This is a genomic window from Streptomyces sp. NRRL S-455, assembly GCF_000717875.1.
Lineage (GTDB): Bacteria > Actinomycetota > Actinomycetes > Streptomycetales > Streptomycetaceae > Streptomyces.
Map to the genome: position 1 here is coordinate 54,267 of NZ_JOCT01000005.1, position 24,637 is coordinate 78,903.

The window sequence follows — 24,637 nt, forward strand, 5'->3', positions numbered from 1 at the left end:
CGCGACCCGCTCCCGCCCCTTTCGCCGCGCCCGGCCCGGGGCTCAGGCGCCCATCATGTGCACCCCTCCGTCGACGTGCACGATCTCCCCCGTGGTGCGCGGGAAGAAGTCCGACAGCAGGGCGACGACCCCGCGGGCCGCCGGGTCCGGGTCGGTGGGGTCCCAGCCCGCCGGGGCCCGGTGCTCCCAGACCCCGGCGAGGTCGGCGAACCCGGGGATGGACTTGGCCGCCATGGAGCGCAGCGGTCCCGCCGCGACGAGGTTGCAGCGGACGCCGCGGCCGCCCAGGTCCCGGGCGAGGTAGCGGCTGGTCGACTCCAGGGCGGCCTTGGCGACGCCCATCCAGTCGTAGCGCGGCCAGGCGACCGCGGCGTCGAAGGTCAGCCCGACCACCGAGCCGCCGCGCCGCTCCATCAGCGGCAGGCAGGCCGTGGTCAGCGACTTCAGGGAGTACGCCGATACGTGCACGGCGGTCGACACGTCGTTCCAGTCGCCGTCCAGGAAGGAGAAGGCGCCCCGCGGCCCGTAGGCGATGGAGTGCACCAGTCCGTCCAGGGTGTCGGTGTGCTCGCGGATCCGGTCGCCGAGGCCGTCCAGTTGCCGCTGGTCGGTGACGTCGAGTTCGAGCACCGGGGCCGGCTTCGGCAGCCGTCCGGCGACGCGCTCGATCAGGGAGAGGCGCCCGAAGCCGGTGAGGACGACCTCGGCACCCTCCTCCTGGGCGATGCGGGCCGTGTGGAAGGCGATGGACGCGTCCGTGACGACCCCGGTCACCAGGATCCGCTTGCCGGCGAGGAGTCCGCTCATGTCCGGGTCACCGCCTCGGGCAGGGCCCGCACCAGCGGGGAGTCGTGGCCGAGGGCGCCGAGTGCGGCGGCGCCGCCGGGCGAGCCCACGGCGGCGAAGAAGTCGGCGTTGGAGGCGGTGTGGTCGCCCCACTCGGCGGGCACGTCGTCCTCGAAGCGGATCGCCTCGACGGGGCAGACGGGTTCGCAGGCGCCGCAGTCGACGCATTCGTCGGGGTGGATGTACAGGGCCCGGCGGCCCTCGTAGATGCAGTCCACGGGGCACTCGTCGACGCAGGAGCGGTCCTTGACGTCGACGCAGGGCAGCGCGATGACGTAGGCCATCGTCAGCTCCTCTTCGTCACGGGGGTGGTCGGGGGGCCGGGGACGCCGTCGACCGGAGCCCCGGTGGTGCGCTCGCCCAGCAGCAGGACGGTCGCCGCCAGGGCCGCCATCGCCGCGGCGATGACCCCGAACAGGGCACCGGGGCCGTGCGAGTCCAGGACCGGCAGCAGGACGAACGGCAGTGCGGCGGCGCTGAGTTTGGACAGCGAGTAGGCGGCGCCGGACGCGGTGGCGCGGATCGCGGTCGGATACTGCTCGGAGAGGTACACGTGCGAGACGCTGGAGAAGACGTTGCTGCACAGGGTGTAGATGAAGCCGAACGCCACGATGAGCGCGGGGGATCCGGCGTAGGCGAAGCCGAGGCCGGCCACCATCATCGCCGCCGCGGAGGCCGCGACCAGCGTCCGGCGCTCGAACCGGTCGACGATCGGCAGGGCCAGCGCGGAACCGACCGGGTAGCCCAGGAAGGACAGCGCGGTGAAGCCGATGCCCGCGACGATGCCGTAGCCCTTGGCCGCGACGATCTGGGGGGCCAGCGTGCCGAAACCGTAGTAGCCGACCACGGACAGCACGCAGAAGATCCACAGCACCACCGTGCGGCGCCGCATGCCGCGGCCGAACACGTCGCGCACACGGTGGCGCACCGCGGCCGGTTCCACCGGTCCGGCGGTGTCCGCGGCCACCGGGCGACCCGTCGCGGGACGGTCCGGGTAGGCCTGCTTCTCCATCTCGGCCACCAGCAGCTCGGCCTCCTCGGTGCGGCCCTGGGCGGCCAGCCACCTCGGCGACTCGATCAGCCGTCGGCGCAGCACCCACACCACGGCGGAGCCCAGCGACCCGATCACGAACAGCCAGCGCCAGCCGTCGATGCCCAGTGGGGACAGGGGCACCAGCCACAGCGCGGCGAAGCCGACGGCGGGCACCCCGCAGAAGGCGACGGTGTAGGCCCAGGCGATGTACCGGCCGCGCCGCTTGGCGGGCAGCACGTCGGCCAGGTAGCAGTCGGACAGCACCTGTTCGGCACCGATACCGATGCCGGCCATGAAGCGGGTGACGATCAGCCAGGCGGCGTTCGGCGAGAAGGCGCCCAGCAGGGAGAAGCCCGAGTAGATGGCGAGGTTGATCAGGAAGGCCCGGCGCCGGCCGAACCGGTCGGCGATCCGGCCGAGCACCAGCGAGCCGATGAACTGGCCGATGAACACCGAGGCCAGGACGAGTTTGAGCTCGGTCGCACCGAAGGCGAAGTCGCTCTGGAGCACCTTGGCGATGGTGCCCGAGAGGTTGTTCTCGAACGTGTCGAAGAGCAGGCCGATGCCGATGACCATGGTGAGTCTTCGGTGCATCGGGGTGATCGGCATGCGGTCCAGGCGGACCCCGATCGCGGCGGGAGCGGTGACACCGCCCGCCACCGTGGTGGTCTGGGACATGGGGAGGCTCTCCTTGGACTCCTGGTTCTCAGGGGCTCCGGTGAGGGAACCGCCCGGGCCGACGGCGGGCCCGGGCGTGCGGCCCTGGGGCCTGGCCGGGGCTGTGGACGCGTGGGGGTGCGGGGGGGGGCGTGCGGGACCGGTGCGTGGGAGGTCCCGGACCGGCGGCGACCGAGGGGCGCGGGCCGGGTCAGGCCGCCTGGGCTGCCCGGCGCCTGATCTCCTCCTCCACGGTCCCGGCCCGCACCGGCTCACTGACCTCGTGCAGGTAGGAGGCGACCTCCCGGTAGGACGCCCAGAAGCCGACCTCGTGGTACGGCACCCCGCGCTCGGCGCAGTAGGCGCGGGTCAGTTCCCGGGCGCGCGGCAGGTGCTTCTGCGGCATGGCCGGGAACAGATGGTGCTCGACCTGGTAGTTGAGGCCGCCGTAGAGGAAGTCGACAACCAGGTTCGGGCGGATGTTGCGGGAGGTGAGGACCTGGCGCTCCAGCCAGTCCAGGGTCTCCTCCTCGCCGTCGCGGACGTCCATGCCCTTGTGGTTCGGGGCGAAGATCATGCCGAAGTAGACGCCCAGGGCGGCGTGCTGCACGAGGATGAACGCGACGGCGAGGACCGGCGAGAGCACCGTGAAGACCAGGGCGCAGTAGACCGCGGCGCGCAGCACGATCAGGAACGACTCCAGCACGGGCCGCTTGGTCTTGCCCTGTGCGATGGACACCACGGCCGTCCGGAGCATCTTGAAGCCTTCCAGGACGAGCAGCACGAAGAACAGCACGCTCTGGTGACGCACGACGAACCTCTGTGTGCCCCGCCGGCTGGGGTACTGCTTGACGTCGAAGATGACGGTGCGCCGGCCGATGTCCGGGTCCTTGTCCAGGTGGTTGGGGTTGCTGTGGTGCCGGTTGTGGTGGTTGACCCACCAGCCGTAGCTGACCCCGTTGACGAGGTTGGCGTGGATGTAGCCGACGGCGGAGGCGGCCTTCTTGCTGCGGAACATGGCCTTGTGTCCGGCGTCGTGCCACATGAACGCCGACTGGCCGCCGCACAGCCCCATCCACAGGGCCGTCAGCAGCTGCCACCAGGAGTCGCCCAGGGCGAAGAACGCGGCGAATCCGATCAGCAGCAGGGTGGTGTTGAGCGCGAGACGGCCCACGTAGTAGCGCGGGTCGAGGTCGAGGAGACCTTCCGCCTTGACGCGTTTGTGGAGCTCGGCGAACGTCGCCGAGGCGCCGGTGCGCGGGTCGGCCGCGGAGGCGGCTGCCGCCCCGGCTTCTTGTGTGTGCGGACGCTGCATGCGTTGCTCTCCTTGGGAGAAGTGCCCGGTTCGGGCGGCGGCGCCGCTGCCCCGCGGACCTGCGGGCGCCGCGAGTCGACAGTGCTCCCGCGGGCGGTCGGGAACGCGCGGGCGTGCCCGCCCGGCGGTCCGGGAACGCCGGAGCACAGTGCGGTACTCCGCCGGGGGACCACCGGACGAACACGTGTCCAGCGTGCTGCGCCGTGCTGATGTGCCACTGATGCCGGTCTGATCGGCGGCCGCCGTCAGGCGGCGGACTCGGCGCGCAGTCGTTCGTCGAGCGCCAGGACGGCGGCGTCCGCGTCGCGCGCCACGTCCTCGTCGTCGGGCGCGCCGATGACGGCCATCAGCCGCTCGACCACGGTGTGCTGGAGGACTTCGGTGCTGGTGTCGGGTCCGTTGTCGCTCATCGCTGGTTCTCCTGTTCCGGAAGACGGGTGGTGCGGGAGGGCGGTGCGGGGAGGGTGACCCGCGGCGCGCCGCGACGCCGCGCCCCGCTGCGGGCACGGTCGGTCCGGAGTGCCACGCTGCGGGCATGGCAGGTGATGGATCGTCAGAAGGCCTTGCAGGCACGGAAGACATGGGCGAAGGACGCCAGCGAGGCCTGCGGGCCATCGAAGGCGACGTACTCCGGGATGACCACGTCCGGAGCCCACTTCTGCTTGTACGACAGCTGGGTCTGCGCCGGGTACAGCGCGGCCCCCTCGGCCCACAGGGCGTGCATCAGCCACTGGAACGCCGGGCTGTGGCCGTCGATCTCGTGGCCGGCGTCGAGGCCGGTGAACGGAGTGAAGCCGAAGTGCAGCCACTCGACGCCCTCCGAACGGAACACCTCGACGGCGGTGGCGTTGATGGCCTCCATCAGTCCCGGGGAGCCATCCGGGACGCGCCGGCTCAGGTCGTGCATCCAGCCGGCCCGGCCGCCGTACACCGGCGAGTAGGAGATGTACGCCACGGGGCTGCCGTCGATGGTGCCGGTGAACAGCCGGCGGTGCGCCTGGGCCGGTCCGCCGATCTGGCCGACCAGGAACTCCAGTTGCCGGGCGCCGCCCTTGGAGCCGAGCCAGGCCCGGTCGATGGCGGCGATCGCGTCCTGCCAGTCGTCGGCGGGGACCTCCTGGACGACCAGGCCGTTGCGGCGGGCGCGGGAGATCTTGTTGCGCAGTTGCATGAAGCGGGTGCCGCGCAGTGTGAAGTCCGGCAGGCCGACGGCCCAGGAGGCGCCGACCTGGTTGACGGTGAAGCCGCGGCGGGCGTAGTGCTCGGCGTCGGCACGCTGGAGCTGGATGCCGACCAGGGTGCGGCCCTCTTCGCGGACGTGCCGGCGGAAGGCCTCCAGGAGGGGGTCGTAGTCGTCGGCGGCGGCGAAGGGGCCGCCGAACTGGACGGCGAACCGGCCCGTGCGGCGGTACACGACGACGCCGTCGGCACCGGGCAGTGTGAAGACGTCATTTCCGCTGTTGAGGGCCAGGAACGCGCTGGGATTCTCGCTTGACGTATGGGTGCGTATCGCCTCGAGAACCGGGTTGTCCATGGCGGTCACGGTCATTGTTTTCCCCTTTCGGGAGCGTTTTCCGTCGTCCCGAGTAGAGCATCGAGGGCAGGTGCGGGAAAAGACCGGACGAGAATTCTCAGATCGAGTCAGAGAAACGTCAGCGCTTTGTCAGACCTCCCTGCCAATGTTGTTCTCGTGAACGGCACGGGAGACCGGAAGCCGGGAACAAGGAGAGGTGCCCGGAGCGGCTTATCGGGGACCAGGGAGCAATCCCACGGTCGGGCCCACAAAGCCCACGCAGGTTCGAATCCTGCCCTCTCCGCTCGTCGTATACGCCGCGGCACCCGGCTTCCGGCGCGGCCCCGCCCCACCGGCCGCGCGGCCCCGGTGCCGCACGCACCGTCGGCGACCCCCCGCGCCGGCGGACACACGCGCCCCGGCGCACCGCCCGGCATTGGGCGGTGCGCCGGGGCGCAGACACGTCCGCGTCCACCACCACCCCTTCCGGTTGACCTCTGTTGTCCGGCAAACGCACAGGTCAGCGCCCTTGTCGGCATAACTCGGACTCGTTCAGCAGAAAAATACCTTCCCAAAGGAATTATTCTGTGCCAGGATGGAGTCGGGAGGAAACCCCGGGACGGAAGCCGGCCGGGAGACCGCCACGCGGCCTCGGCCGCAGAGACGGACCGCCGCGACCGGCCCCCCGACCACTCTCTGCCGCTCTGATCGCCAAGGGGGAAACATGCTGAGGTTCTCGATCCTCGGGGCACTGCAGATCCGCACCGCGTCGGGACCGGCCGAGATCTCCGGCGATCTGCAACGGACCCTGGTCCAGACGCTGCTGGTCAGCGAGGGCCAGTCGGTCTCCGGTGAGGCGCTGGTCGAGGAGATGTGGGGCGAGGGCGCCCCGGACAACCAGGCCAACGCCCTGCAGGCCCACGTCAGCCGGCTGCGCCGCAAGCTGCGCGGCCTGGAGCCCGACCGCACCACCTCGCGCGTCACCATCCACCCCTCGGGCTACCGCCTGACGGTCAACGAGGGGGAGCTGGACGCCGCCGAGTTCGTCAGCACGGTCCGCCAGGCCGAGACCCTCGGCTCGGGCTCACCGGAGGAGGCGGCTCGGTTACTGAGAGAGGCTCTGGCCATGTGGCGGGGGCCGGTCTTCGGCGGTTTCACCGGCGGGACCCTGTGCCAGCTCGCCGGCGCCCGCTACGAGGAGTACCGCATGCGGGCCATGGAGCTCCGCTTCGACGCCGAGCTGCGGCTCGGCCGGCACGCCGCCGTCCTGGCCGAACTCGCCGAGACCCACACGAGCCACCCGCTCAGGGAACGCTTCTGCGAGCAGCTGATGATCGCCCTGTACTGCGCGGGGCGCCAGGCCGACGCCCTGGACGTGTTCCGCCGTATGCGCCGCCACCTCGCCGACGAACTCGGCATCGAGCCCTCCCCCGCGCTGCGGCAGGTCGAGAGCGCCATCCTGTCCCACGACCCGGCCCTGTCCGGTGACGTGCGCGCTCCCCTGCTCCAGCTCACCTGACGCCACCGGCCCCGACGCCGCGTAAGCGGCACGTCAGCCGCTGGTCAGCACTGCCTGGAACGATCCGGATCGGAAGTGGAAACCGCCCCCCGACCTTTGGAGAACCACATGACCACGAGCCAGTCGCCGGCCCGCGCCGTGACGCCCCAGGGGCGCACGGAGGCCGCGCGTCCGTTACGTCTCTTCCTCGGCCTCGACGCCGTCGTGACCGGCGGCAACGGCCTCATCTACCTGTTCGCCGCCGGCCCGGTGGGGGACCTGCTCGGCCTCGACACCGGCTTCCTCCGCGGCATCGGCGTGTTCCTCACCGTCTACGGCGCACTGGTCGCCGTGCTGGCCAGCCGTCCGGTGCCGTCCACCGCGGCCACCAAGGTGGTCATCGAGGCGAACCTGCTGTGGGCGGTCGCGAGCGTGGCCGCCGTGGTCTTCGGCTGGCTGGACCCGAACACCGTCGGCACGGTGTGGACCCCGCTCCAGGCGGCCGTCGTCGCGGCCTTCGCCGTGCTCCAGATGAACGGTCTGCGCCGACTCGGCAACTGACATCCCGTCCCATCAGGGGGAGACATGAGGTCCCACGTCGCGGAGCTGGCCGGGATACGCCGCCAGGTGCTGGCCGGCCCGAGTGAGAAGGCGACGCGGGCGCAGCACGCCAAGGGCAAGCTGACCGCGCGCGAGCGCATCGGCCTGCTGTTGGACGAGGGCTCGTTCCGTGAGGTCGAGCAGCTGCGCCGGCACCGGGCGACCGGATTCGGTCTGGAGGCCAGGAAGCCGTACACGGACGGTGTGATCACCGGCTGGGGCACGGTGGAGGGCCGCACGGTGTTCGTCTACGCCCACGACTTCCGGATCTTCGGCGGTGCGCTGGGCGAGGCCCACGCCACCAAGATCCACAAGGTCATGGACATGGCCATCGCGGCGGGCGCACCGCTGGTCTCCCTCAACGACGGCGCCGGCGCCCGCATCCAGGAGGGCGTCACCGCGCTCGCCGGCTACGGCGGCATTTTCCAGCGCAACACCCGGGCGTCCGGCGTCATCCCGCAGATCTCGGTGATGCTCGGCCCGTGCGCCGGAGGTGCCGCCTACTCCCCCGCACTCACCGACTTCGTGTTCATGGTCCGCGAGACGTCGCAGATGTTCATCACCGGACCGGACGTCGTCAAGGCCGTCACCGGTGAGGAGATCACCCAGAACGGCCTCGGCGGCGCGGACGTGCACGCCGAGACCAGCGGCGTCTGTCACTTCGCCTACGACGACGAGGAGACCTGCATCCAGGAGGTCCGCTACCTCCTGTCCATGCTCCCGCAGAACAACCGGGAGAACCCGCCCGCGGTGCCGTGCGACGACCCGCACGACCGTCGCTGCGACACCTTCGCCGACCTGGTCCCGGCGGACGGCAACCGGCCCTACGACATGGCGGAGGTCATCGAGGAGATCGTCGACGACGGCGAGTACCTGGAGGTCCACGAGCGCTGGGCGCGCAACATCATCTGCGCGCTGGCCCGTCTCGGCGGGCAGGTGGTGGGCGTCGTCGCCAACCAGCCCCGGGTGCTCGCCGGTGTCCTGGACATCGAGGCCAGCGAGAAGGCCGCCCGCTTCGTGCAGATGTGCGACGCCTTCAGCATCCCGATCGTCACCCTCCTGGACGTACCCGGGTTCCTGCCCGGCGTCGACCAGGAGCACGGCGGCATCATCCGCCACGGCGCCAAACTGCTGTACGCGTACTGCAACGCCACGGTGCCGCGGATCTCCCTGATCCTGCGCAAGGCCTACGGCGGTGCCTACATCGTCATGGACTCCCAGTCCATCGGCGCCGACCTCACCTACGCCTGGCCCACCAACGAGATCGCCGTCATGGGCGCCGAGGGCGCGGCCAATGTCATCTTCCGCCGCCGGATCGCCGAGGCCGAGGACCCCGAAGCCACGCGGGCCGAGCTGGTCAAGGAGTACAAGGCGGAGCTGATGCACCCCTACTACGCGGCCGAGCGGGGCCTGGTCGACGACGTCATCGACCCCGCCGACACCCGCGAGGTCCTCATCCGCTCCCTGGCGATGCTGCGCACCAAGCACGCCGACCGCCCCGCCCGGAAGCACGGCAACCCCCCTCAGTGACGGCACGGCCACCCCAGTGACGGAGGTCCCATGCTCACTCCCCCGCCCCCCATCCGCATCGAGAAGGGCCAAGCCACGGACGAGGAACTGGCCGCCCTCGCGGCCCTGTTGCTCAGCCGTGCCGCCCGGGCCGGCGTCGACGCGCAGGCGTCCACCCCCGGCACCACCTCCTGGCGCCCCCACCCCTTCCACGCCCCGCACAGCTGGCAGACGCCCTGAGCGGTGACGCGCCGAAGCGCCGGACCGGCCCCCTCCCTCCGAGGCGGCCGGTCCGGCGCTTCGGCGCACCCGACTCCCGCCGGGACACGGGCGTCCCCGTTCACCCGGTCCAGTGCCGCGGCAGGCAACGTTCGCCCGTTGAGGAGCGGCGTCCGGTGCGTACTCTCGGCGTGCCGGCCGGGCCCCGCTCTCCCAGCCCGCCCCGCCCGGCAGTGGCCAATGAGAGACGGAAGAACTCGCCGGTGTTCGTCGGCATGCCACCGATCAACCAACTCGCGGTTCGCGGCGAAGCGTTCCGCGAGCCCTCCTACGGGAACTGCTTCTCCTCGCGGCCGATGTCGTCGATCGGGCCGAGGATCGTCCAGCCGGGCCCGAGGGGGCGGGTGGAGCGGAAGCCGTGGGCGTCCGCGTACTCCTCGGCCTCCTCAGCGGTGTCCTCGGGGGCACGCATGATCGTGTAGCGCGGTGGGTCCTCGTGGTAGAAGCGGTAGAACGTGCGGCCCTCGTCCTTGGCCTGGTAGAGGATCACGCTGACGCCCCAGAGGGCGTCGTACACCTTCTGGTCGCGCGGGGGCGTCGTCGTGCACCTGTCGGAGGGGCGGCCGGGCTCGCGGACGCAGGTCCGGTACCCGCTCCAGTCGATTCGTTCGGCGCGGGGGTGTTCCGCGATCAGCTTCCGCATCCGGGCGTCGGCCCGGGCGAAGGCGTCCTCGCGGCGGTCGTACTCCTGCTGCAGCCGGTTGAAGCGCTGCTCGTCGAAGCCGCTGCCGAAGTGGGCCTCCAGACCCGCGAGGACGGCGACCCGCCAGGCCAGGTACCCGGCCGTCACGACGAGCAGCGTGACGACCAGGACCCGGCCCGGCGAGCGCCTGTGGGGCATCAGGTCGGCGAGGTCAGAACGTGCCGCTGATGGGGATCTCGATGTCCGCCTGCGCGATCGGCGGGGGGTACTTCCCGTCGAACCGGTCATAGTGCTGGAGCGTAAACCAGTCGATGAAGCCGTACTCCGTGATCTCGTCGTCCGGGTCGAGACCGAAGTGGTCGTAGGAGTGGAAGACGAGCTTGCCCGAGAAGGAGTTGCCCTCGACCTTGTAGTCCTTCAGCGCGATCGTGTGGCCGTGGAACTGGTGGATCGCGATGGAGAGAGCGCGCTGGTTGGCGTCCCAGAGCGAGAAGTCGTACACCGGGTACTTCACGTCCTGGCGGAGGAACTCCTGGAAGAGGAAGTTCTTGGAGAGGTCCTCCTGGACCTTGAGCTGATCGGTGCGGCCCTTGTTGTCGATGAGGGACTGCTTGATGATCTGGCCGGCCTTGTCGGTGTAGGTCTTCTCCTGTGGTGAGGCGCCGACGGCGCGGGAGAGGGCCGTGCCGGAGCCGCGGTAGAGGTAGCGGCCGGGGTCGAAGTTGTCGTCGACGGTGACCGTACCCGCGCTCTCGCCGCCGCGGCCGTAGCGGAAGGCGTTGCGGAGGTCGTCGACGGACTGGGCGTAGTCGGCGTCGGCGCCGAGCTTGCCGAAGTTCATGATGTCGTTGAACTCGGCCCACATAAAGGACTCGGGCGTGATGCGGGCGACCCAGAACTCCCAGCCGAGGTCGGTGAGTTCGTCGAAGTTGTAGTCGTTGAAGGTGAGGTCGTCGGCGACGCGCGGGTCGGCCGGGACGGGCGGGTGCTGGGGGTCGGGGGCCTTGCGGCGGCCCTCGCGGAAGGACGACTGGTGGATCAGCATGTCGGTCGGGGGCGGATCGCCCGGGTCACCCGGGTCTCCGCCGTCGCCGGGGCCGTCGGAGAGGATTCGCTTGCCAGGGGCCTTGGGGCCTGCCTGGTCGAAGGCATGGCTGTCGAGGACGACGTACTTGGCGGAACCTTCGGCCGTGGCGGTGGCCGTGATCGTGCTGCCGCTGCGCTGCTGGCCCGACTGCTTGACGAGGTGGCGGGCCTTCTCGTCGTAGCGGTAGAGGGCCGGTGCGGTGCCCTCCGTACGGTCGGGGTCGAGGCGGAAGGTGAGCCTTGCGGCGCCGTCCGCGGGGGCGGAGACCTGGAAGCCGTTGCCGAGGTAGCCCGGAGTGGACTCCGGGAACTCCCGCTGCTCGGCAGGGAGCCTGGTGACCTGGAAGCCGCCGACCTGCTTGGCGCGCAGGCCCTTGAGCGTGGCCTCGGCGGCGATGGCGCCGCCGTCCGCGCGGCGGGTCACGTCGAAGGCGGAGTTCTTGGCACGGGGTGAGGCGTTGAGCCTGGTCTCCTCGCCGTCCTGGACGCCGTCGCCGTCGGTGTCGGCCTTGGTGGGCTCCGTGCGGAGCTTCAGCTCGCGGGCGTCCGCGAGGCCGTCCCGGTCGGTGTCGGCGCGGGTGGGCGTGGTGCGGAGCTTGAGCTCGCGGGTGGCCGTGAGGCCGTCCTTGTCGGGGTCCTCGGCGCCGTCCTCGGTGCCGTCGCCGTCGGTGTCGGCCTTGAGCGGGGTGCTGAAGCGGTAGCCCAGCTCGGCGAAGTCGGAGAGGCCGTCGCCGTCGGTGTCCTCGGACTTGGGGTCGAGCTTGGCGCGCACCTCCAGGTCGTCGGGGAGGCGGTCGCCGTCGGTGTCCTCCGTCGGCGAGATGCCGTGCTTGGCGAAGGACGCCCAGGTCGGGGTATCGGCCTTGGCGCCGGGCTCGGCGCGGTACCAGACGGTCTCGGTCCTGCCCGGCTGGAGGGTGTTCGTGGGGCCGACGCCCTGGAGCGTCGTGCGCGCGTCCTGGGGGGCGGCGAGCTTCGCGGCGGAAGTGTCCGTGATGCGGTCGGAGAGCTCGAAGGTCAGCGACCATTTGGAGACGGGGTGATCGGAGACGTTCTCGAGCTGGAGCCGGGCGACGTACGAGCCCTCCGTCGCTCTGCCGCGGAGGGCGGCCGGGACCTGGCTCCACGCCGCGTCGCCGGGGGCGACCTGGCGGTAGGAGACGTCGACCGTGTTGTCGCGGTAGAGCGTCGCCCCGTCGGTGGCCGCGCCGTCGCCGGGGGGTCCCGCGGCGGCGGGCACGGCCGTGCCGAGGAGAAGGAGTAAGGCCGCGCCGAGCGGCACGGCGGCGCTTCTGTTCATGGGGCCTCCCATGTCTGAAGCCATGTCTGAAGACATGCCTGTTGTCTCGAAGCTGCCGTTGTGTCACGGCAGTTCGGAAGCGAACGGGGAAGCTAGCATGCGTGGGGGATGGTTCCCAAGGTGTGGTAGAGGCGCAATTGAGACGTTTGGGAGATTGGTGCGGCGGGCCCAGCTCCCGCCCTGCCCTCAGGCACCGGTGACCAGCTCGACCTGGTCCGGAGGGTCGACGTCCGCGGCGACCTCGCCGGCATCGCCGTGCCGACGCTCGTCGCCGTCACCACCGCCGACTCCCTGATCTCACCCGCCCTGCAACGACAGCTCGCCGCCGCCATCCCCACCGCCGAGACCGCAGAGCTCCCGACCGGACACCTGCCGTTCGCCGAACGCCCTCAGGAGTGGCTGAAGCTCATGACTGATTTCCTCGCACCGAGCTGAGGACAGGGTCCCCTCATCTTCTCCCGGCCACGGCTCTGGGGCACCGAAAAGGATTCACCCACCCGGAAATCCGCATCCAGGGGGAAATTTTCTTCCCCCTCACCACACGTGGACATCATCACGGCCTCGGCGAACCATGGTGCCAGGGCCTCCTACTGGCCGGTCGCGGACAACGAAAAGGGACAAGCGCCATGATCGAGACCGTGTCTTTCAGGAACAAGGCCGTGGATATAGCGGCACACCCGCACCTGCCGGACGACTCCTCAGAGAACACGAAATACCCGGCCCTCGTCGGGATTCACCCGGCCGACGGAGTGAAGGAACAGACCATCGGCCATTACGCGGAGCGACTGGCCGCGAACGGATTCGTCACCGTTGTCTACGATTCCTCCCACCAAGGAGAAAGCGGCGGCGAACCTCGTCTTCTGGAGGACCCGGCGACCCGAGTGGAGGACGCGGGACTCCCCGTGGCCAGCATCCCCGCTCAAAGGGCCGTTTCCTGCTGACCAGCATGGACTGGATGTACGCCTTTTCTGCATTCGACCAGATTCCGGAACTGCTGACCCAGCCGATGCTCCTCGTCGCGGGAAGCAAGGCGGACACCAAGATTTTCAGCGACCAGGCGCACGAGCTTTCCAACGGCCCGAAGGAGCTGTTCGTCGTCGAAGGCGCGACGCACATCGCCCTGTATGACGTGCCGGAGTACGTGGACCAAGCGATCAACAAGATCACCGACGGGCAGTGGGCCCGGCTGGACGCCGCTGACGCGATCATCTTCGGTTCCGCCACGTACATGGGCACCGCCTCGGCGCCACATCCTCCCCACCACGCACACCAGGAGTGAACCGTGTCCGAATCCCCGAGCCTGGCCCTCATCCGCCGGGTGTACGAATCCCGTATGGCCCCGGAGGTGACCAGTCAGGTCATGGCGCCGGACCTCGTCTGGGACATCACCCCCGGCTTCCCGAACAGCGGCGTTTACCACGGCTGGGACGACGTCGCGAAGAACTTCTTCGGCGCGACGATGCCGAACTACGAGTCCTTCGGCGCGGTGCCCGAGGAGTTCTACGCGGACGATGAGGGCCACGTCTTCGTGTTCGGGCACTACCACGCCGAGGCGAAGACCGGGAACAAGGCCGACGTCCGCTTCATCCACCTGTGGACCGTCCGCGACGGCAAGGCCGTCAGCATGCGGCAGGCCGCCGACAGCCACGTCCTCCAGGAAGCCCTCAAGGTCTGACACCACCACCGGGAGAAAGCCCCCCATGACGAAGATCCTCTTCGTGATCACCGCGTCCGACCACTGGACGCTGGCTGACGGAACCCGCCATCCGGCCGGCTTCTGGGCCGAGGAGGCGATCGGCCCGTACCAGGTCTTCAAGGAGGCCGGATACGAGATCGCCGCGGCCACCCCCGGCGGCGTGCCGCCCACCGTGGACGCCCTCAGCCTCACCCCCGACTTCAACGGCGGCGAGGAAGGCGCCGAACGCATGCGCTCCGCGCTGCGCGAGGCCACCGAGCTGGCGCACCCGATGCGCATCGAGGACGTGAACATCGACGACCACGACGCCGTCTTCTACCCGGGCGGCTGGGGCCCCATGGAGGACCTGCCCGACGACGCCGCCTCCGGCAGGCTGCTCACCGACTGGCTCGCCTCCGGCAAGCCCGTGTCCCTGGTCTGCCACGGCCCCGCCGCCCTGCTCGCCACCATCCGTCCCGACGGGACCTCCCCGTTCGCCGGCTACCGGCTGACCGGCCTCTCCAATGCCGAGGAGAAGCAGAACGGTCTCGCGGACCGCGCGAAGTGGCTGCTCCAGGACCGGCTCGTGACCGAGCTCAAGGCCGACTACCGCGAGGCCGACCCGTTCACTCCGCATGTCGAGGTCGACCGCACCCTCTACACCGGCCAGAACCCGTACTCGGCCGTCCCTCTGGCCCGGGAAGTGGTCACGGCGCTGAGCTGACACCACACAGCACAGCATGATCCCCCGGCGGCCCGGTACGCGCCCCAGCGCCTACCGGGCCGCATTTCGCCGTGTGATCACACGGGCGGGATACATGATTTCTCGTGCGCCGGCAGACAAAATTCGGGGCAGGATCTACCTCCCCACTCCTTGTAGTGCCGGGCTTTTGTGCGAGGCTGGAGGTCATGCACCGCGACCCGCACCTGAACGAGCTGGGCGAATTCCTCAAAGCCCGCCGAGCCGAACTCAGCCCCTCCGAGGTCGGGCTCCGCGGCGGGCAACGGCGCCGGGTCAGCGGTCTGCGCCGCGAGGAGGTGGCTCATCTCGCCTCGATCAGCACCGAGTACTACACGCGTATCGAGCAGGGCCGTCTCCAGGCATCAGCTGCTCTCCTGGACGGGATCGCCCAGGTGCTCCGGCTCAACGAGGCTCAGCGGACCTACCTCTTCGAACTCGCGGCCAGGCAGAAGGTACGCCCGCCGTCCTCGGGCGACCGCCAGCAGGTGGATCCGCAGTTGCAGCGCATGCTGGACGATCTCACCGCCACTCCCGCCTTCGTCATCGGCCGACGGACCGACATTCTCGGCTGGAACCAGCTCGCCGCCGGTCTGTGGACCGACTTCGGCCGCTACCCGGAGGAAGAGCGTGTGTTCATCCGGCTGCTGTTCACCGAGCCCTGGATGCGCGAGCTGTACGCGGACTGGGAGGAGGTCACCCGACTGGCCATCGCTCACCTGCGCATGGAGAGCGCACGGTATCCCGGCGAACCGCGCCTGGCCGCTCTGGTCGAGACCCTCTCCGCCCACGACGCGCAGTTCCGTCAGTGGTGGGCCGAACATGATGTCGCCATGCGGGACAAAGGCACGAAGAAACTCCGCCACCCGGTGGTGGGCGAGCTGACGCTCGACTGGAACACGCTCACGTGCGGGACGGACCCCGAGCAGCACATCATCGTCTGGAACGCCGAGCCCGGTTCCCCGTCCCACGACGCCCTGCGCCTTCTTGCCTCCTGGTCGGCGGACCAGAAGCGGACGGCGTCCGACAGCGTCGCGTGAGTTCTCCGGCCCCCTCCAGGGCCGAGAGGCTGAGGGGCCGAGGGGCCGGAGGACCGCAACGCGTCCACACCCGTCAGTTCCGCGGACAACTCCCACAGGCGCGCTGCTTGCTCCGGGGCCATCGCCCAGTCCCTCACACCGCGCATCTCTCCGTCCGCCGGAGCGGGCTCGGCGCCGTCGCAGTCCTCCAGAGCAGCGGCTGCGCCCAGTAGAGATCGGCGACCGCGGTGCCGCCACCGATCGCGCGATGCGGCGCGGCCCCCCTCACTGGCGCTGTCCGTCCCGCCCGAGCGGCACCGGCAGACGGTACCCCTGGTTGCTCCGCGCTCCACGACGCGAGGGGATGCGGGCCGTCAGCTCATGCCACGTCCCTGAACCGCGACAACGGCCAGTATCGCACCGCCGGGTCCGGCCAAGGGGGGGAAGGATTTCTCCCCTGGATATGTCCTCCCCCGAGTGGAACTCTCCCCTTTGCGAGTTCACGCGAAGAGGGCAGGGTCGATGCAAGAGAAGCAGGCGCCCCGTCACGCTCGGGCGGAATCGTTTCCCGACATCACCCGCATTCCGCACTCCGCGTGACCGGCGAAGTCGACGACAGGCACGTTCACGTCGCGCCAGGAAACCCCCGGCCGAGGGCCGGGCGACCGAACCGAAACACCCGCCAGGAGCACCAACCCATGACCGACCGGAAGAAGTTCGCGCCGCCGGCGATCCAGGAGTTCGCCCCGAAGCTCGCCGAGGTCACCGACACGGTCCTGTTCGGCGACATCTGGGAGCGGCCGGAACTGTCTCCGCGTGACCGCAGCCTGGTCACCGTCACCGCGCTCGCCGCCCTCCACCGCACCGACCAGCTCGGCTTCCACCTCGGCAAGGCGCTGGAGAACGGCGTGACCAAGGACGAACTCGTCGAGGCCATCACCCACCTGGCCTTCTACGCCGGGTGGCCGGGCGCCATGTCGGCGATGACCCAGCTCAAGGCGATCGTGGACAAGGCCGACGAGTCAGCCTGAGGTCCGCCCCACCGCCCGCCGTTCCCGAGGCGTGGGCCCCCCGCGTCAGCCCCGCTCCCACGCCTGGCCGCCGCAACCGACCCAAGGAAGACCAGAGGCACGTCATGCGAGCAACCGTCATTCACGCGCCCGGCGACATACGGGTGGAGGACCGTCCCGAGCCGGAGATCACCGCACCGACGGACGCCGTCATCCGCACCGTCGCCACCTGCGTGTGCGGCTCCGACCTGTGGAGCTACCGCGGCGTCATGCCGGTCGACGAGCCGCAGCCGATCGGCCACGAGTACGTCGGCGTCGTCGAGGAGGTCGGCAGCGAGGTGTCGGGCGTCAAGCCCGGCCAGTTCGTCATCGGCTCCTTCGCCGCATCCGACAACACCTGCCCGGTCTGCCGGGCCGGCTACCACACCTCCTGTCAGCACGCGGAGTGGGTCACCGGCTGCCAGGCCGAGTACGTCCGCGTACCCCTGGCCGACGGCACCCTGGTCGCCGTGCTGGAACAGCCGGCCGAGGAACTGATCCCGAGCCTGCTGACGCTGTCCGACGTGATGGGCACCGGCTGGTACGCCGCCAAGGCCGCCGAGGTCGGGCCCGGTGCGACGGCCGTGGTGGTCGGTGACGGCGCGGTCGGCCTGTCCGCCGTCATCGCCGCGAAGGAACTGGGCGCCGAGCGCGTCATCGCCATGAGCCGGCACGAGTCCCGCCAGAAGCTGGCCGTGGAGTTCGGCGCCACCGACATCGTCACCGAGCGCGGAGAGGAGGGCGTGGCCCGTGTCAAGGAGCTCACGGACGGCATCGGCGCCGACTCGGTCCTCGAATGCGTCGGCACCCAGCAGTCGATGGACCAGGCCCTGCGGTCCACCCGCCCCGGCGGCAACGTCGGCTTCGTCGGCATGCCGCACGGCGTGCAGATCGACGGCCAGGAGCTGTTCTTCTCCCACGTCGGTCTGCGCGGCGGCCCCGCGCCCGTGCGGGCCTATCTGCCCGACTTGATCGACCGCGTCCTGTCCGGCCGTATCAACCCCGGCAGGGTCTTCGACCTCACCCTCCCCCTGGACGAGGTCGCCGAGGGCTACAGGGCCATGGACGAGCGTCGCGCCGTCAAGACGCTGCTGCGTCCGTGACCTCGCGCCCGACGGAGAACCAACGATGACGACATGGACGAGCGACGAACTCCATCTCATCGCCGAGGCGGAGGAGTTGGAGATAGCCCCTCTGCGGCGTGACGGCACCCTGCGTACGCCGGTGCCGGTCTGGGTCGTCCGCGCCGGTGACGACCTGTACGTGCGCTCCTTCCGAGGCACGGACGGCGGCTGGTGGCGCACGGCCCGCGCCCGCCGTGCGGGGCACATCCGCGCCGGCGGCGTCGACAAGGACGTCACGCTCGTCGACGTACGCGACGACGACGTCAACGACCGTATCGACGCCGCCTACCGCACCAAGTACGGCCACTACGGCGGCGCGTACGTCGACCCCATGGTCGCCTCCCGCGCCACGACGCTGCGCCTGGTCCCGAGATGAGCCCGAGACGCTCCGGTGGGAGGCCGCCCAGCACCCGCCGACACCCGGCCTCTCACAGGAGTAAGTCCCATGCTCGGTCTCGAACTCGTCGTACTCCTCGGCGTGGCCGTGCTGGCGGGCAACGTCCTGGCGCAGCGCCTCGGCGTCGCACCACCCGTCGTCCTGCTCGCCCTGGGCGCGCTGCTCGGTCTGGTCCCGGCCGTCCGACAGACCCAACTTCCGCCCGAGGTCGTGCTGTTGCTCTTCCTTCCCGTACTCCTGTACTGGGAGAGCCTGACGACGTCGAGCCGGGAGATCCGCTCGAACCTGCGCGGCATCGTCCTGATGAGCACGGTGCTGGTCATCCTCACCGCGTGGGCCGTGGCGGCCGCCGGGCACGCGCTCGGGCTGCCGTGGGGGCCCGCGTGGGTGCTGGGCGCGGCGGTCGCACCCACCGACGCCACCGCGGTCGGCGCCCTGGCCCGGGCGCTGCCGCGTCGCCAGGTCACGGCGCTGCGCGCGGAGAGCCTCGTCAACGACGGCACCGCGCTGGTCATCTTCGGCCTCGCGGTCGGTCTGACCGTCGGCGAGGAGCACCTCACCGTCCCCCACGTGAGCGCGCTGTTCCTCCTCGCCTACGGCGGCGGGGCGGCGGTCGGCGTGGTGGTGGCGTGGGTCAACATGAACCTGCGGCGCCGTCTCCAGGACCCGCTGCTGGGCAATCTCGTCATGATCCTGGCGCCGTTCACGGCCTATCTGCTCGCCGAGCTGATCCATGCCTCGGGGGTGCTCGCTGTCGTGGTGAGCGGGCTGATCATGGCCCAGGTGGCTCCCCGTCTCATCCGCGCCGAGCACCGCCGGCAGGCCCTGGCGTTCTGGCCGCTGGCCACGTTCATCATCAACGCCGCACTGTTCGTCCTGGTCGGTGTGGAACTCCAGTACGCGCTGCGGCACATGAGCCGGGTGGACCTCAGGGACGCGCTGATCGCGGTCGGTGTGGTCAGCGTGGTGCTGGTCGCCGTACGCTTCGCGTTCCTGTTCGCCTCCGCCTACCTGATCCGCGCGCTCGACCGGCGACCGGAGCAGCGGCTGCGGCGGATGAGCAACCGGGCGCGCACCGTCAGCGGGTTCGCGGGCTTCCGGGGCGCGGTGTCCCTGGCCGTGGCCTTGTCGGTGCCGGAGGCACTGGACTCCGGTGCGCCCTTTCCGGATCGCGCCTTCATCGTCTTCGTCACCTCCGGCGTCATCGTGGTGACGCTCGTGGTGCAGGGTCTGCTGCTGCCAGGGGTGGTGCGCTGGGCGCGGCTGCCGCGGGACACCTCCACCGAGGAGGAAGAACTCCTGGCGGAGACCAAGGCCACCGAGGAGGCCCTTGAGGCACTGCCCCGGCTCGCCACCGATCTGGGCACGTCCCCGGAGGCCGCGGAGTGGCTGCGCCAGGAGTACGAGGCCCAACTGGCCGCCGTACGGGCGCGGGGCGCGGGCTCCGACGGCGATCCCGCCCTGCTGCACAACCGTCACTACACCGCGCTGCGGCTCGCCCTCATCACCCACAAACGCGCGACCGTCGTCCGGCTGCGCGACGAGCAACGGATCGACGACACGGTTCTGCGCCGGCTCCAGACCACCTTGGACTACGAGGAGGTCCGGCTGACCGGGACGGAGGTGGAGTGAGCCGGCGCCACCGGCCCGGACGAAACCCACGAGAGAGGGCCCCGAGTACACCGCCGAACCGACCCGCGAACACCCGGGAGGTTTCGGCAACACCTCTCTGCCGCACATCGCGGCGAACACAGGAATGTGAGGAAACTTCCGGATGAAAGTCATCGGACTGAGCGAGTACGGCGGCCCGGAAGTGCTGCGGCCGTTCGAACTCCCCGACCCGCACCCCGGGGCACAGGAGTTGCTGGTGCGGGTCCACGCCGCCGGTGTGAACCCCGTCGACGCGATGCTCCGCTCCGGGCAGCTGTGGCAGATGTACCAGGGGCAGACACCCCCGTTCGTTCCCGGGATGGAGGTCGCCGGCACGATCGAGGAGGTCGGCAGCGGGGTGGATCCCCGCTGGGGTCTGGTGGCCGGTGCCCACGTCGTCGCCTTCGTGGACAATGCGGGCAGCCACGGCGGTTACAGCGAATACCTCGCCCTTTCCGCACGGTCCGTGGTCCTGGCCCCCGCAGGCGCCTCCGCCTAAGCGACTGCCGGCTTCCTGAACAACGCGCTCACCGCCCGGAACGTGCTCGACGCCTTCCGACTGCCCCCGGGCGCCACCCTCCTGGTCACCGGCGCCGCCGGCTCGGTCGGCGGCTACCTGGTCGAACTAGGCGCCGCAGAGGGCCTGCACGTCACAGCCGTCGCCGCCGAGGACGACGCGGACCTGCTCCGCTCACTCGGGGCACAGACACTCGTGCCCCGCGGTCCCGACATCGCCGAGCGCGTACTGAAGGAACTGGGCGGCCCGGTGGACGCGGTGGCGGACGCGGCACTGCTGCACGAGCGGATCGCTCCCGCCGTCCGCGACGGCGGCCAGATCGGCATCCTGCGCTCCTGGGACGGCGACCCCGGACGCGGCATCACGGTGAAACACCTCAACGTGCGCGAACGGGACGGGGACCGCGACGCGATCGTACGGCTCCGCGACCAGGCCGAAGACGGCACGATCACTCTGCGCCCCGCCCTGCCCTTCGACGCGGACGACGCAGCAGCCGCGCACGTACGACTCGAACAGGGCGCCCTGCGTGAACGCATCGTCCTGACCTTCGACCACGACACGTGATTGTCCGACTCTGCAGGACAGACCCACTCGGCTCATCGAGCGGGTGGGCGGCAAGGAGGAGAACGATGCACACACGAACGCTCGGACGGGACCTGCGCGTCTCCGCGATCGGACTCGGCGCCATGGGCATGTCCCAGAGCTACGGCCCCAATCCCGGTGACCGCGAGGACATGATCGCCGTACTCCGCGGCGCCGTCGAACGCGGCGTCACGTTCGTCGACACCGCAGAGGTGTACGGGCCGTATGTCAACGAGGAACTCGTCGGAGAAGCCCTCGCACCGCTGCGCGACCAGGTGGTGATCGCCACCAAGTTCGGCTTCCGCATCGAGAACGGCACGCCCGCAGGACTCGACAGCCGCCCCGCACACATCCGAGCCGTTGCCGACGCCTCCCTCAGGCGCCTCGGAGTGGACACGATCGACCTGCTCTACCAGCACCGCGTCGACCCGGACGTGCCGATCGAGGACGTTGCCGGCACGGTGGGTGAACTGGTCCAAGAGGGCAAGGTGCGCTGCTTCGGGCTCTCGGAGGCCAGTGCGCAGACCATCCGCCGCGCCCACGCCGTGCATCCGGTGACGGCGGTGCAGAGCGAATACTCGCTGTGGACCCGGGACCCCGAACCGGAGGTGCTGCCCACCTGCGCGGCCCTCGGCATCGGCTTCGTGCCGTTCAGCCCGCTCGGCAAGGGATTCCTGACCGGGACGGTCGACGCGTCGACGTCGTTCACGGACGGCGACGTCCGCGCCACCATCCCCCGGTTCTCCGCAGGAAACCGCGCCGCGAATCAGGCTCTGGTGGACCACGTCGCGACGCTCGCCCAGGCCAAGGGCGCCACACCCGGCCAAGTCGCCCTCGCCTGGCTCCTCGCCCAGCACCCGTCGATCGTCCCGATCCCGGGAACACGACGCCTGCCCCGCGTAGAAGAAAACGTCGGCGCCACTCAACTGCCCCTTTCCGCAGACGAACTGGCCGACCTGAACGAACTGGCCCGCCGTATCGGCGTGCAGGGCGACCGCTACAACGAGCACCACATGTCCCTGGTCGACAAGTAAGAGAGATACGCAGAGCTCGCGCGGGGGCGGCACGGATGCCGGTGGTTCGGCTCATCCCCCTGCGTACGGATACCCGGAGCGTCAAACGAGCGTCACCGACGGGCAGTCCGCCTGCTCAGCGCGAGCCGGACCGCGGCAACCGCCGAGGGCTCGGTCTGCGGGCTCAGGACCTCGGTGCCCGCGCGTCAGCCGCCCACGCCCCGCTGCGGTTCATCCGCCCGCCGCGGCGAAGTCACCGCCACCGCCGTCGCCACCATCCTCCAGGCACTGGCCACCCCGCCCCCGGCTGCTGATCCTCACCTGCGCCTCGGCGTCCGTGACACCGACGGATCCTACGGCCCGTGGTGCTGCCGGGCCATGCGCCGAGGGGACCACGGCCGGTCAGCGTACGCGCCGGTCCTCAAGCGGTGCGGCCGTCACCCGGTCGTCCGTCGTGCGCGGCAGGTGGGGGGTGTGGTTGACCAGGCGGGCGGAGTTGCCGACTACCGCGATGCTGCTGGTGTTGTGCAGCAGGGCTGCGACGACGGGGTTGATGGAACCGCCGGCGCCGGCTACGAGTCCGAGCAGGTTGACGCCGATGGCCAGGCCGTAGTTCTGGCGGACCACGCGCAGGGTGTGACGGCTGAGTTCCACGACGGCCGCGACCTGGCGCAGATCGTTGCCGGCGAGGGCGATGTCGGCGGTCTCCAAGGCGACGTGGGAGGAGTGTTCTCCCATGCTGATGCCGACGTCGGCGAGGGCGAGGGCCGGTGCGTCGTTGGTGCCGTCTCCGACCATGGCGACGGTGTGGCCCTCTTCCTGGAGGTCGCGAATGAGCTGGAGCTTGCCCTCGGGCAGGGCATGCGCGTGGACTTCGGTGATGCCGAGGGTGTCCGCGACGACCTGTGCCGTCTCGGGGGCGTCGCCGGTGAGCAGGATCAGCCGGGACACGCCGAGATCGCGGAGCTGCCGGATGACGGTGCCCGCTCCGCCGCGTACGGCGTCCGACACGCCGAGGATGCCGATCAGGTTCTCGTCCTGGGCGATGCAGATGACCGTCTCGCCGCCGGAGCGCAGCCGCTGGGTCCAGCCCTGGGCGTCGCCATCGAGGTCGAGCCCGTGCCGGCGCAGCAGGGCGGGGCTGCCCACCAGCAGCCGGGTGCCGTCGAGTTCAGCGCGCATGCCCATGCCGAGGACGACTTGGCACGCCTGGTGGATGGGCACGTGGAGGTGCTGCTGCTCGGTGTGGGCGACGATGGCCTGGGCCAGTGGGTGCCGGGCGTGGAGTTCGCCGGATGCGGCCAGGCTCAGGACCTCGTCGGCCGTGAACCGGTCGCTGAGGGTCACCACGCTCGTCACCAACGGCTTGCCGAAGGTGAGGGTGCCGGTCTTGTCGAAGACCACGGCCGTGACTCGGCCGACGCCCTCCAGGTGGGTGCCGCCTTTGATGAGGGTGCCGCGCCGCGCGCCGTTGCCGATGGCCGCGCTGATCGCGGTGGGCGTGGCCAGTCCGGCGGCGCAGGGGCAGGCGATCAGCAGCATGGTCATGGCCCGGCGAGGATCTCGCGTCACGGCGTACGTCAGCGCCGCGAGCCCGAACGAGACCGGCACGAAGCGGCGGGTGAAGCGGCTGGCCACCGTCTGGATCGGCGCCCGGTCGGACTGAGCCTCCTCGACACGGGTGATGATCCGTCCGACCGTGGTGTCCCGCCCGACCTGGTCGGCCCGTACCGTGAGCGAGCCGGAGGTGACGATCGTCCCGGCGTAGACGTGGCTGCCTTCCTGAGCGTAGACGGGCAGGGCCTCGCCCGTGATGGCCGCCTGGTCGACCAGGGCTTCCCCGGACAGGACATGTCCGTCGACAGGGATGCGGTGGTGCTCGTACACGGCGACGACATCGCCCGGTGCCACCTCGTCGAGGGCGACCTCCGCCTCGGTGCCGTCCTCGCGTACGACGAGGACGCGTTCCTCACCGATGGTCAGCAGTTCCTCGATGGCACGCCGGGTGCGGCGCAGGGTGAGGGTCTGGAGGAACTCGCCGATGTTCAGCAGCCACAGCACTGTGAGCGCCACGACGTTCTCGCGCAGCACGAGGGAGATCAGCGTGGCCGCGGTGACCAGAGTGTCCGTGCCGGGTGCGCCGCGGCCGCGCAGCGAGCGCAGGGCACCCCGGAAGAACGGAAGTCCCGTGAACAGGACGGTGAGTACGCCGCCCGCACCGGACGAGCCGAAGCGGAAACGGGGCCTGGCGAGCAACCGCCGCACCGCCACGAGCGCCAGCACGGCACCGCCGACGGCCAGCCGCACCACCTCGCCGGTGGACGAGTCGGGAGCGGAGCGGGTGGGTCTGGCGGGCTCGGACGGAGGCGGCGCCTCTTCGAGCGCGGCGACCAGCCGGTCGACGTCAAGGAGATCGGGGGTCATCCAGATGATGACGCTGCCGGTGCGGGGAAAGACGCGCAGGGCCCGGAAGCCGCGTAGGCCGGCCATCCGGTCGTCGACAAGACCCGCGCTGCCGGGATGCAACCGCAGCCACGGTACGGTCAGTCGCACTCGGCCGGTGGCGACCGAGCGCACGGTCGCCTCGGACATG

The 24,637-nt window shown here is 70.5% G+C and carries 25 protein-coding genes and 3 pseudogenes; 18 read left to right on the plus strand and 10 right to left on the minus strand.

Annotation, left to right across the window (positions count from 1 at the left end; all coding sequences use genetic code 11):
- Positions 1-42 precede the first annotated feature (42 nt).
- The 6 genes from fabI to IE97_RS0109765 form a co-directional block, all read right to left on the minus strand.
- Positions 43-807 (minus strand): enoyl-ACP reductase FabI, encoded by a 765-nt coding sequence (gene fabI, locus IE97_RS0109740; protein ID WP_030234948.1) that lies wholly within the window; start codon positions 805-807, stop codon positions 43-45.
- Positions 804-1,130: a ferredoxin gene (gene fdxA, locus IE97_RS0109745; RefSeq protein ID WP_018888440.1), complete on the minus strand. Its 327-nt coding sequence runs from the start codon at positions 1,128-1,130 to the stop codon at positions 804-806. Before fdxA ends, fabI begins: the two co-directional genes overlap by 4 nt.
- A gap of 2 nt (positions 1,131-1,132) precedes the next feature.
- Positions 1,133-2,557, minus strand: a complete 1,425-nt coding sequence (locus tag IE97_RS0109750; RefSeq protein WP_030234950.1) for an MFS transporter — start codon at positions 2,555-2,557, stop codon at positions 1,133-1,135.
- A gap of 190 nt (positions 2,558-2,747) precedes the next feature.
- A complete protein-coding gene (locus tag IE97_RS0109755; protein WP_030234955.1) occupies positions 2,748-3,851 on the minus strand; it encodes a fatty acid desaturase family protein in 1,104 nt (367 codons plus the stop codon).
- A 245-nt stretch (positions 3,852-4,096) separates the two neighbouring features.
- Entirely contained in the window at positions 4,097-4,261 is a 165-nt protein-coding gene (locus IE97_RS42435) for a hypothetical protein (protein ID WP_167537461.1), read from the minus strand.
- Between the two features lie 143 nt (positions 4,262-4,404).
- Positions 4,405-5,400 (minus strand): DUF2156 domain-containing protein, encoded by a 996-nt coding sequence (locus IE97_RS0109765; RefSeq protein ID WP_030234958.1) that lies wholly within the window; start codon positions 5,398-5,400, stop codon positions 4,405-4,407.
- 175 nt (positions 5,401-5,575) lie between these two features.
- On the opposite strand from IE97_RS0109765, the pseudogene IE97_RS42015 reads away from it, so the two are divergent.
- The 5 genes and pseudogenes from IE97_RS42015 (at position 5,576) to IE97_RS0109785 (ending at position 9,211) form a co-directional block, all read left to right on the plus strand.
- Positions 5,576-5,668, plus strand: a pseudogene (locus IE97_RS42015).
- 420 nt (positions 5,669-6,088) lie between these two features.
- Complete coding sequence (locus tag IE97_RS0109770) at positions 6,089-6,883, plus strand: AfsR/SARP family transcriptional regulator (protein WP_030234962.1); 795 nt, start codon at positions 6,089-6,091, stop codon at positions 6,881-6,883.
- A 108-nt stretch (positions 6,884-6,991) separates the two neighbouring features.
- Complete coding sequence (locus IE97_RS0109775) at positions 6,992-7,423, plus strand: hypothetical protein (protein WP_030234965.1); 432 nt, start codon at positions 6,992-6,994, stop codon at positions 7,421-7,423.
- 24 nt (positions 7,424-7,447) lie between these two features.
- The gene (locus tag IE97_RS0109780; RefSeq protein ID WP_030234970.1) at positions 7,448-8,992 is read left to right on the plus strand and encodes an acyl-CoA carboxylase subunit beta; all 1,545 of its coding nucleotides are present in this window, start codon (positions 7,448-7,450) and stop codon (positions 8,990-8,992) included.
- A 30-nt stretch (positions 8,993-9,022) separates the two neighbouring features.
- A complete protein-coding gene (locus IE97_RS0109785) occupies positions 9,023-9,211 on the plus strand; it encodes an acyl-CoA carboxylase epsilon subunit (protein WP_030234973.1) in 189 nt (62 codons plus the stop codon).
- Between the two features lie 307 nt (positions 9,212-9,518).
- Here the strand turns inward: IE97_RS0109785 and IE97_RS0109790 are convergent, their stop codons facing one another.
- The gene (locus IE97_RS0109790; RefSeq protein ID WP_199809800.1) at positions 9,519-10,091 is read right to left on the minus strand and encodes a hypothetical protein; all 573 of its coding nucleotides are present in this window, start codon (positions 10,089-10,091) and stop codon (positions 9,519-9,521) included.
- A gap of 13 nt (positions 10,092-10,104) precedes the next feature.
- The gene (locus IE97_RS43590; RefSeq protein WP_158708264.1) at positions 10,105-12,279 is read right to left on the minus strand and encodes a DUF3289 family protein; all 2,175 of its coding nucleotides are present in this window, start codon (positions 12,277-12,279) and stop codon (positions 10,105-10,107) included.
- 255 nt (positions 12,280-12,534) lie between these two features.
- Here IE97_RS43590 and IE97_RS0109800 point away from each other — a divergent pair, with 255 nt between their 5' ends.
- From IE97_RS0109800 to IE97_RS0109825, 6 genes and pseudogenes are all read left to right on the plus strand, one after another.
- Entirely contained in the window at positions 12,535-12,714 is a 180-nt protein-coding gene (locus IE97_RS0109800) for an alpha/beta fold hydrolase (protein ID WP_030234985.1), read from the plus strand.
- A gap of 191 nt (positions 12,715-12,905) precedes the next feature.
- Entirely contained in the window at positions 12,906-13,220 is a 315-nt protein-coding gene (locus IE97_RS42440; protein WP_030234990.1) for an alpha/beta hydrolase, read from the plus strand.
- A gap of 221 nt (positions 13,221-13,441) precedes the next feature.
- Positions 13,442-13,522, plus strand: a pseudogene (locus IE97_RS42445) (NADPH-dependent FMN reductase); the annotation flags it as partial.
- A 39-nt stretch (positions 13,523-13,561) separates the two neighbouring features.
- Entirely contained in the window at positions 13,562-13,954 is a 393-nt protein-coding gene (locus IE97_RS0109815; protein WP_030234996.1) for a nuclear transport factor 2 family protein, read from the plus strand.
- 25 nt (positions 13,955-13,979) lie between these two features.
- Complete coding sequence (locus IE97_RS0109820) at positions 13,980-14,678, plus strand: type 1 glutamine amidotransferase domain-containing protein (protein ID WP_030235000.1); 699 nt, start codon at positions 13,980-13,982, stop codon at positions 14,676-14,678.
- 185 nt (positions 14,679-14,863) lie between these two features.
- Positions 14,864-15,733, plus strand: a complete 870-nt coding sequence (locus tag IE97_RS0109825) for a helix-turn-helix domain-containing protein (RefSeq protein ID WP_030235003.1) — start codon at positions 14,864-14,866, stop codon at positions 15,731-15,733.
- Between the two features lie 59 nt (positions 15,734-15,792).
- Here the strand turns inward: IE97_RS0109825 and IE97_RS42840 are convergent.
- Positions 15,793-15,924: pseudogene (locus IE97_RS42840) on the minus strand (oxidoreductase); the annotation flags it as partial.
- A 486-nt stretch (positions 15,925-16,410) separates the two neighbouring features.
- Here IE97_RS42840 and IE97_RS0109830 point away from each other — a divergent pair.
- The 7 genes from IE97_RS0109830 to IE97_RS0109855 all read left to right on the plus strand — a co-directional run bounded on the left by IE97_RS0109830 (position 16,411) and on the right by IE97_RS0109855 (position 22,065).
- Positions 16,411-16,743 carry a carboxymuconolactone decarboxylase family protein gene (locus IE97_RS0109830; RefSeq protein WP_030235006.1) on the plus strand — a complete coding sequence of 111 codons (333 nt, stop codon included), beginning with the start codon at positions 16,411-16,413 and terminating at the stop codon, positions 16,741-16,743.
- A 104-nt stretch (positions 16,744-16,847) separates the two neighbouring features.
- Complete coding sequence (locus IE97_RS0109835; RefSeq protein WP_030235010.1) at positions 16,848-17,864, plus strand: zinc-dependent alcohol dehydrogenase family protein; 1,017 nt, start codon at positions 16,848-16,850, stop codon at positions 17,862-17,864.
- A gap of 25 nt (positions 17,865-17,889) precedes the next feature.
- Positions 17,890-18,261 (plus strand): DUF2255 family protein, encoded by a 372-nt coding sequence (locus IE97_RS0109840; protein WP_030235015.1) that lies wholly within the window; start codon positions 17,890-17,892, stop codon positions 18,259-18,261.
- A 69-nt stretch (positions 18,262-18,330) separates the two neighbouring features.
- Positions 18,331-19,914, plus strand: a complete 1,584-nt coding sequence (locus tag IE97_RS0109845) for a Na+/H+ antiporter (protein ID WP_030235017.1) — start codon at positions 18,331-18,333, stop codon at positions 19,912-19,914.
- A gap of 142 nt (positions 19,915-20,056) precedes the next feature.
- A complete protein-coding gene (locus tag IE97_RS42450) occupies positions 20,057-20,431 on the plus strand; it encodes an alcohol dehydrogenase catalytic domain-containing protein (protein ID WP_199809801.1) in 375 nt (124 codons plus the stop codon).
- A 42-nt stretch (positions 20,432-20,473) separates the two neighbouring features.
- Positions 20,474-21,013 (plus strand): hypothetical protein, encoded by a 540-nt coding sequence (locus IE97_RS42455; RefSeq protein ID WP_199809802.1) that lies wholly within the window; start codon positions 20,474-20,476, stop codon positions 21,011-21,013.
- Between the two features lie 65 nt (positions 21,014-21,078).
- A complete protein-coding gene (locus tag IE97_RS0109855) occupies positions 21,079-22,065 on the plus strand; it encodes an aldo/keto reductase (RefSeq protein ID WP_030235021.1) in 987 nt (328 codons plus the stop codon).
- Between the two features lie 381 nt (positions 22,066-22,446).
- Here IE97_RS0109855 and IE97_RS0109860 read toward each other — a convergent pair whose 3' ends face one another.
- Complete coding sequence (locus IE97_RS0109860; protein WP_030235024.1) at positions 22,447-24,636, minus strand: heavy metal translocating P-type ATPase; 2,190 nt, start codon at positions 24,634-24,636, stop codon at positions 22,447-22,449.
- Position 24,637 lies beyond the last annotated feature (1 nt).

Excerpts from the sequence above, each read along its gene's own strand:
- fabI (WP_030234948.1), bottom strand. The coding sequence starts at position 807 with ATGAGCGGACTCCTCGCCGGCAAGCGGATCCTGGTGACCGGGGTCGTC.
- fdxA (WP_018888440.1), bottom strand. The coding sequence starts at position 1,130 with ATGGCCTACGTCATCGCGCTGCCCTGCGTCGACGTCAAGGACCGCTCC.
- IE97_RS0109750 (WP_030234950.1), bottom strand. The coding sequence starts at position 2,557 with ATGTCCCAGACCACCACGGTGGCGGGCGGTGTCACCGCTCCCGCCGCG.
- IE97_RS0109755 (WP_030234955.1), bottom strand. The coding sequence starts at position 3,851 with ATGCAGCGTCCGCACACACAAGAAGCCGGGGCGGCAGCCGCCTCCGCG.
- IE97_RS42435 (WP_167537461.1), bottom strand. The coding sequence starts at position 4,261 with ATGAGCGACAACGGACCCGACACCAGCACCGAAGTCCTCCAGCACACC.
- IE97_RS0109765 (WP_030234958.1), bottom strand. The coding sequence starts at position 5,400 with ATGACCGTGACCGCCATGGACAACCCGGTTCTCGAGGCGATACGCACC.
- IE97_RS0109770 (WP_030234962.1), top strand. The coding sequence starts at position 6,089 with ATGCTGAGGTTCTCGATCCTCGGGGCACTGCAGATCCGCACCGCGTCG.
- IE97_RS0109775 (WP_030234965.1), top strand. The coding sequence starts at position 6,992 with ATGACCACGAGCCAGTCGCCGGCCCGCGCCGTGACGCCCCAGGGGCGC.
- IE97_RS0109780 (WP_030234970.1), top strand. The coding sequence starts at position 7,448 with ATGAGGTCCCACGTCGCGGAGCTGGCCGGGATACGCCGCCAGGTGCTG.
- IE97_RS0109785 (WP_030234973.1), top strand. The coding sequence starts at position 9,023 with ATGCTCACTCCCCCGCCCCCCATCCGCATCGAGAAGGGCCAAGCCACG.
- IE97_RS0109790 (WP_199809800.1), bottom strand. The coding sequence starts at position 10,091 with ATGCCCCACAGGCGCTCGCCGGGCCGGGTCCTGGTCGTCACGCTGCTC.
- IE97_RS43590 (WP_158708264.1), bottom strand. The coding sequence starts at position 12,279 with ATGAACAGAAGCGCCGCCGTGCCGCTCGGCGCGGCCTTACTCCTTCTC.
- IE97_RS42440 (WP_030234990.1), top strand. The coding sequence starts at position 12,906 with ATGATCGAGACCGTGTCTTTCAGGAACAAGGCCGTGGATATAGCGGCA.
- IE97_RS0109820 (WP_030235000.1), top strand. The coding sequence starts at position 13,980 with ATGACGAAGATCCTCTTCGTGATCACCGCGTCCGACCACTGGACGCTG.
- IE97_RS0109825 (WP_030235003.1), top strand. The coding sequence starts at position 14,864 with ATGCACCGCGACCCGCACCTGAACGAGCTGGGCGAATTCCTCAAAGCC.
- IE97_RS0109830 (WP_030235006.1), top strand. The coding sequence starts at position 16,411 with ATGACCGACCGGAAGAAGTTCGCGCCGCCGGCGATCCAGGAGTTCGCC.
- IE97_RS0109835 (WP_030235010.1), top strand. The coding sequence starts at position 16,848 with ATGCGAGCAACCGTCATTCACGCGCCCGGCGACATACGGGTGGAGGAC.
- IE97_RS0109840 (WP_030235015.1), top strand. The coding sequence starts at position 17,890 with ATGACGACATGGACGAGCGACGAACTCCATCTCATCGCCGAGGCGGAG.
- IE97_RS0109845 (WP_030235017.1), top strand. The coding sequence starts at position 18,331 with ATGCTCGGTCTCGAACTCGTCGTACTCCTCGGCGTGGCCGTGCTGGCG.
- IE97_RS42450 (WP_199809801.1), top strand. The coding sequence starts at position 20,057 with ATGAAAGTCATCGGACTGAGCGAGTACGGCGGCCCGGAAGTGCTGCGG.
- IE97_RS0109855 (WP_030235021.1), top strand. The coding sequence starts at position 21,079 with ATGCACACACGAACGCTCGGACGGGACCTGCGCGTCTCCGCGATCGGA.
- IE97_RS0109860 (WP_030235024.1), bottom strand. The coding sequence starts at position 24,636 with ATGTCCGAGGCGACCGTGCGCTCGGTCGCCACCGGCCGAGTGCGACTG.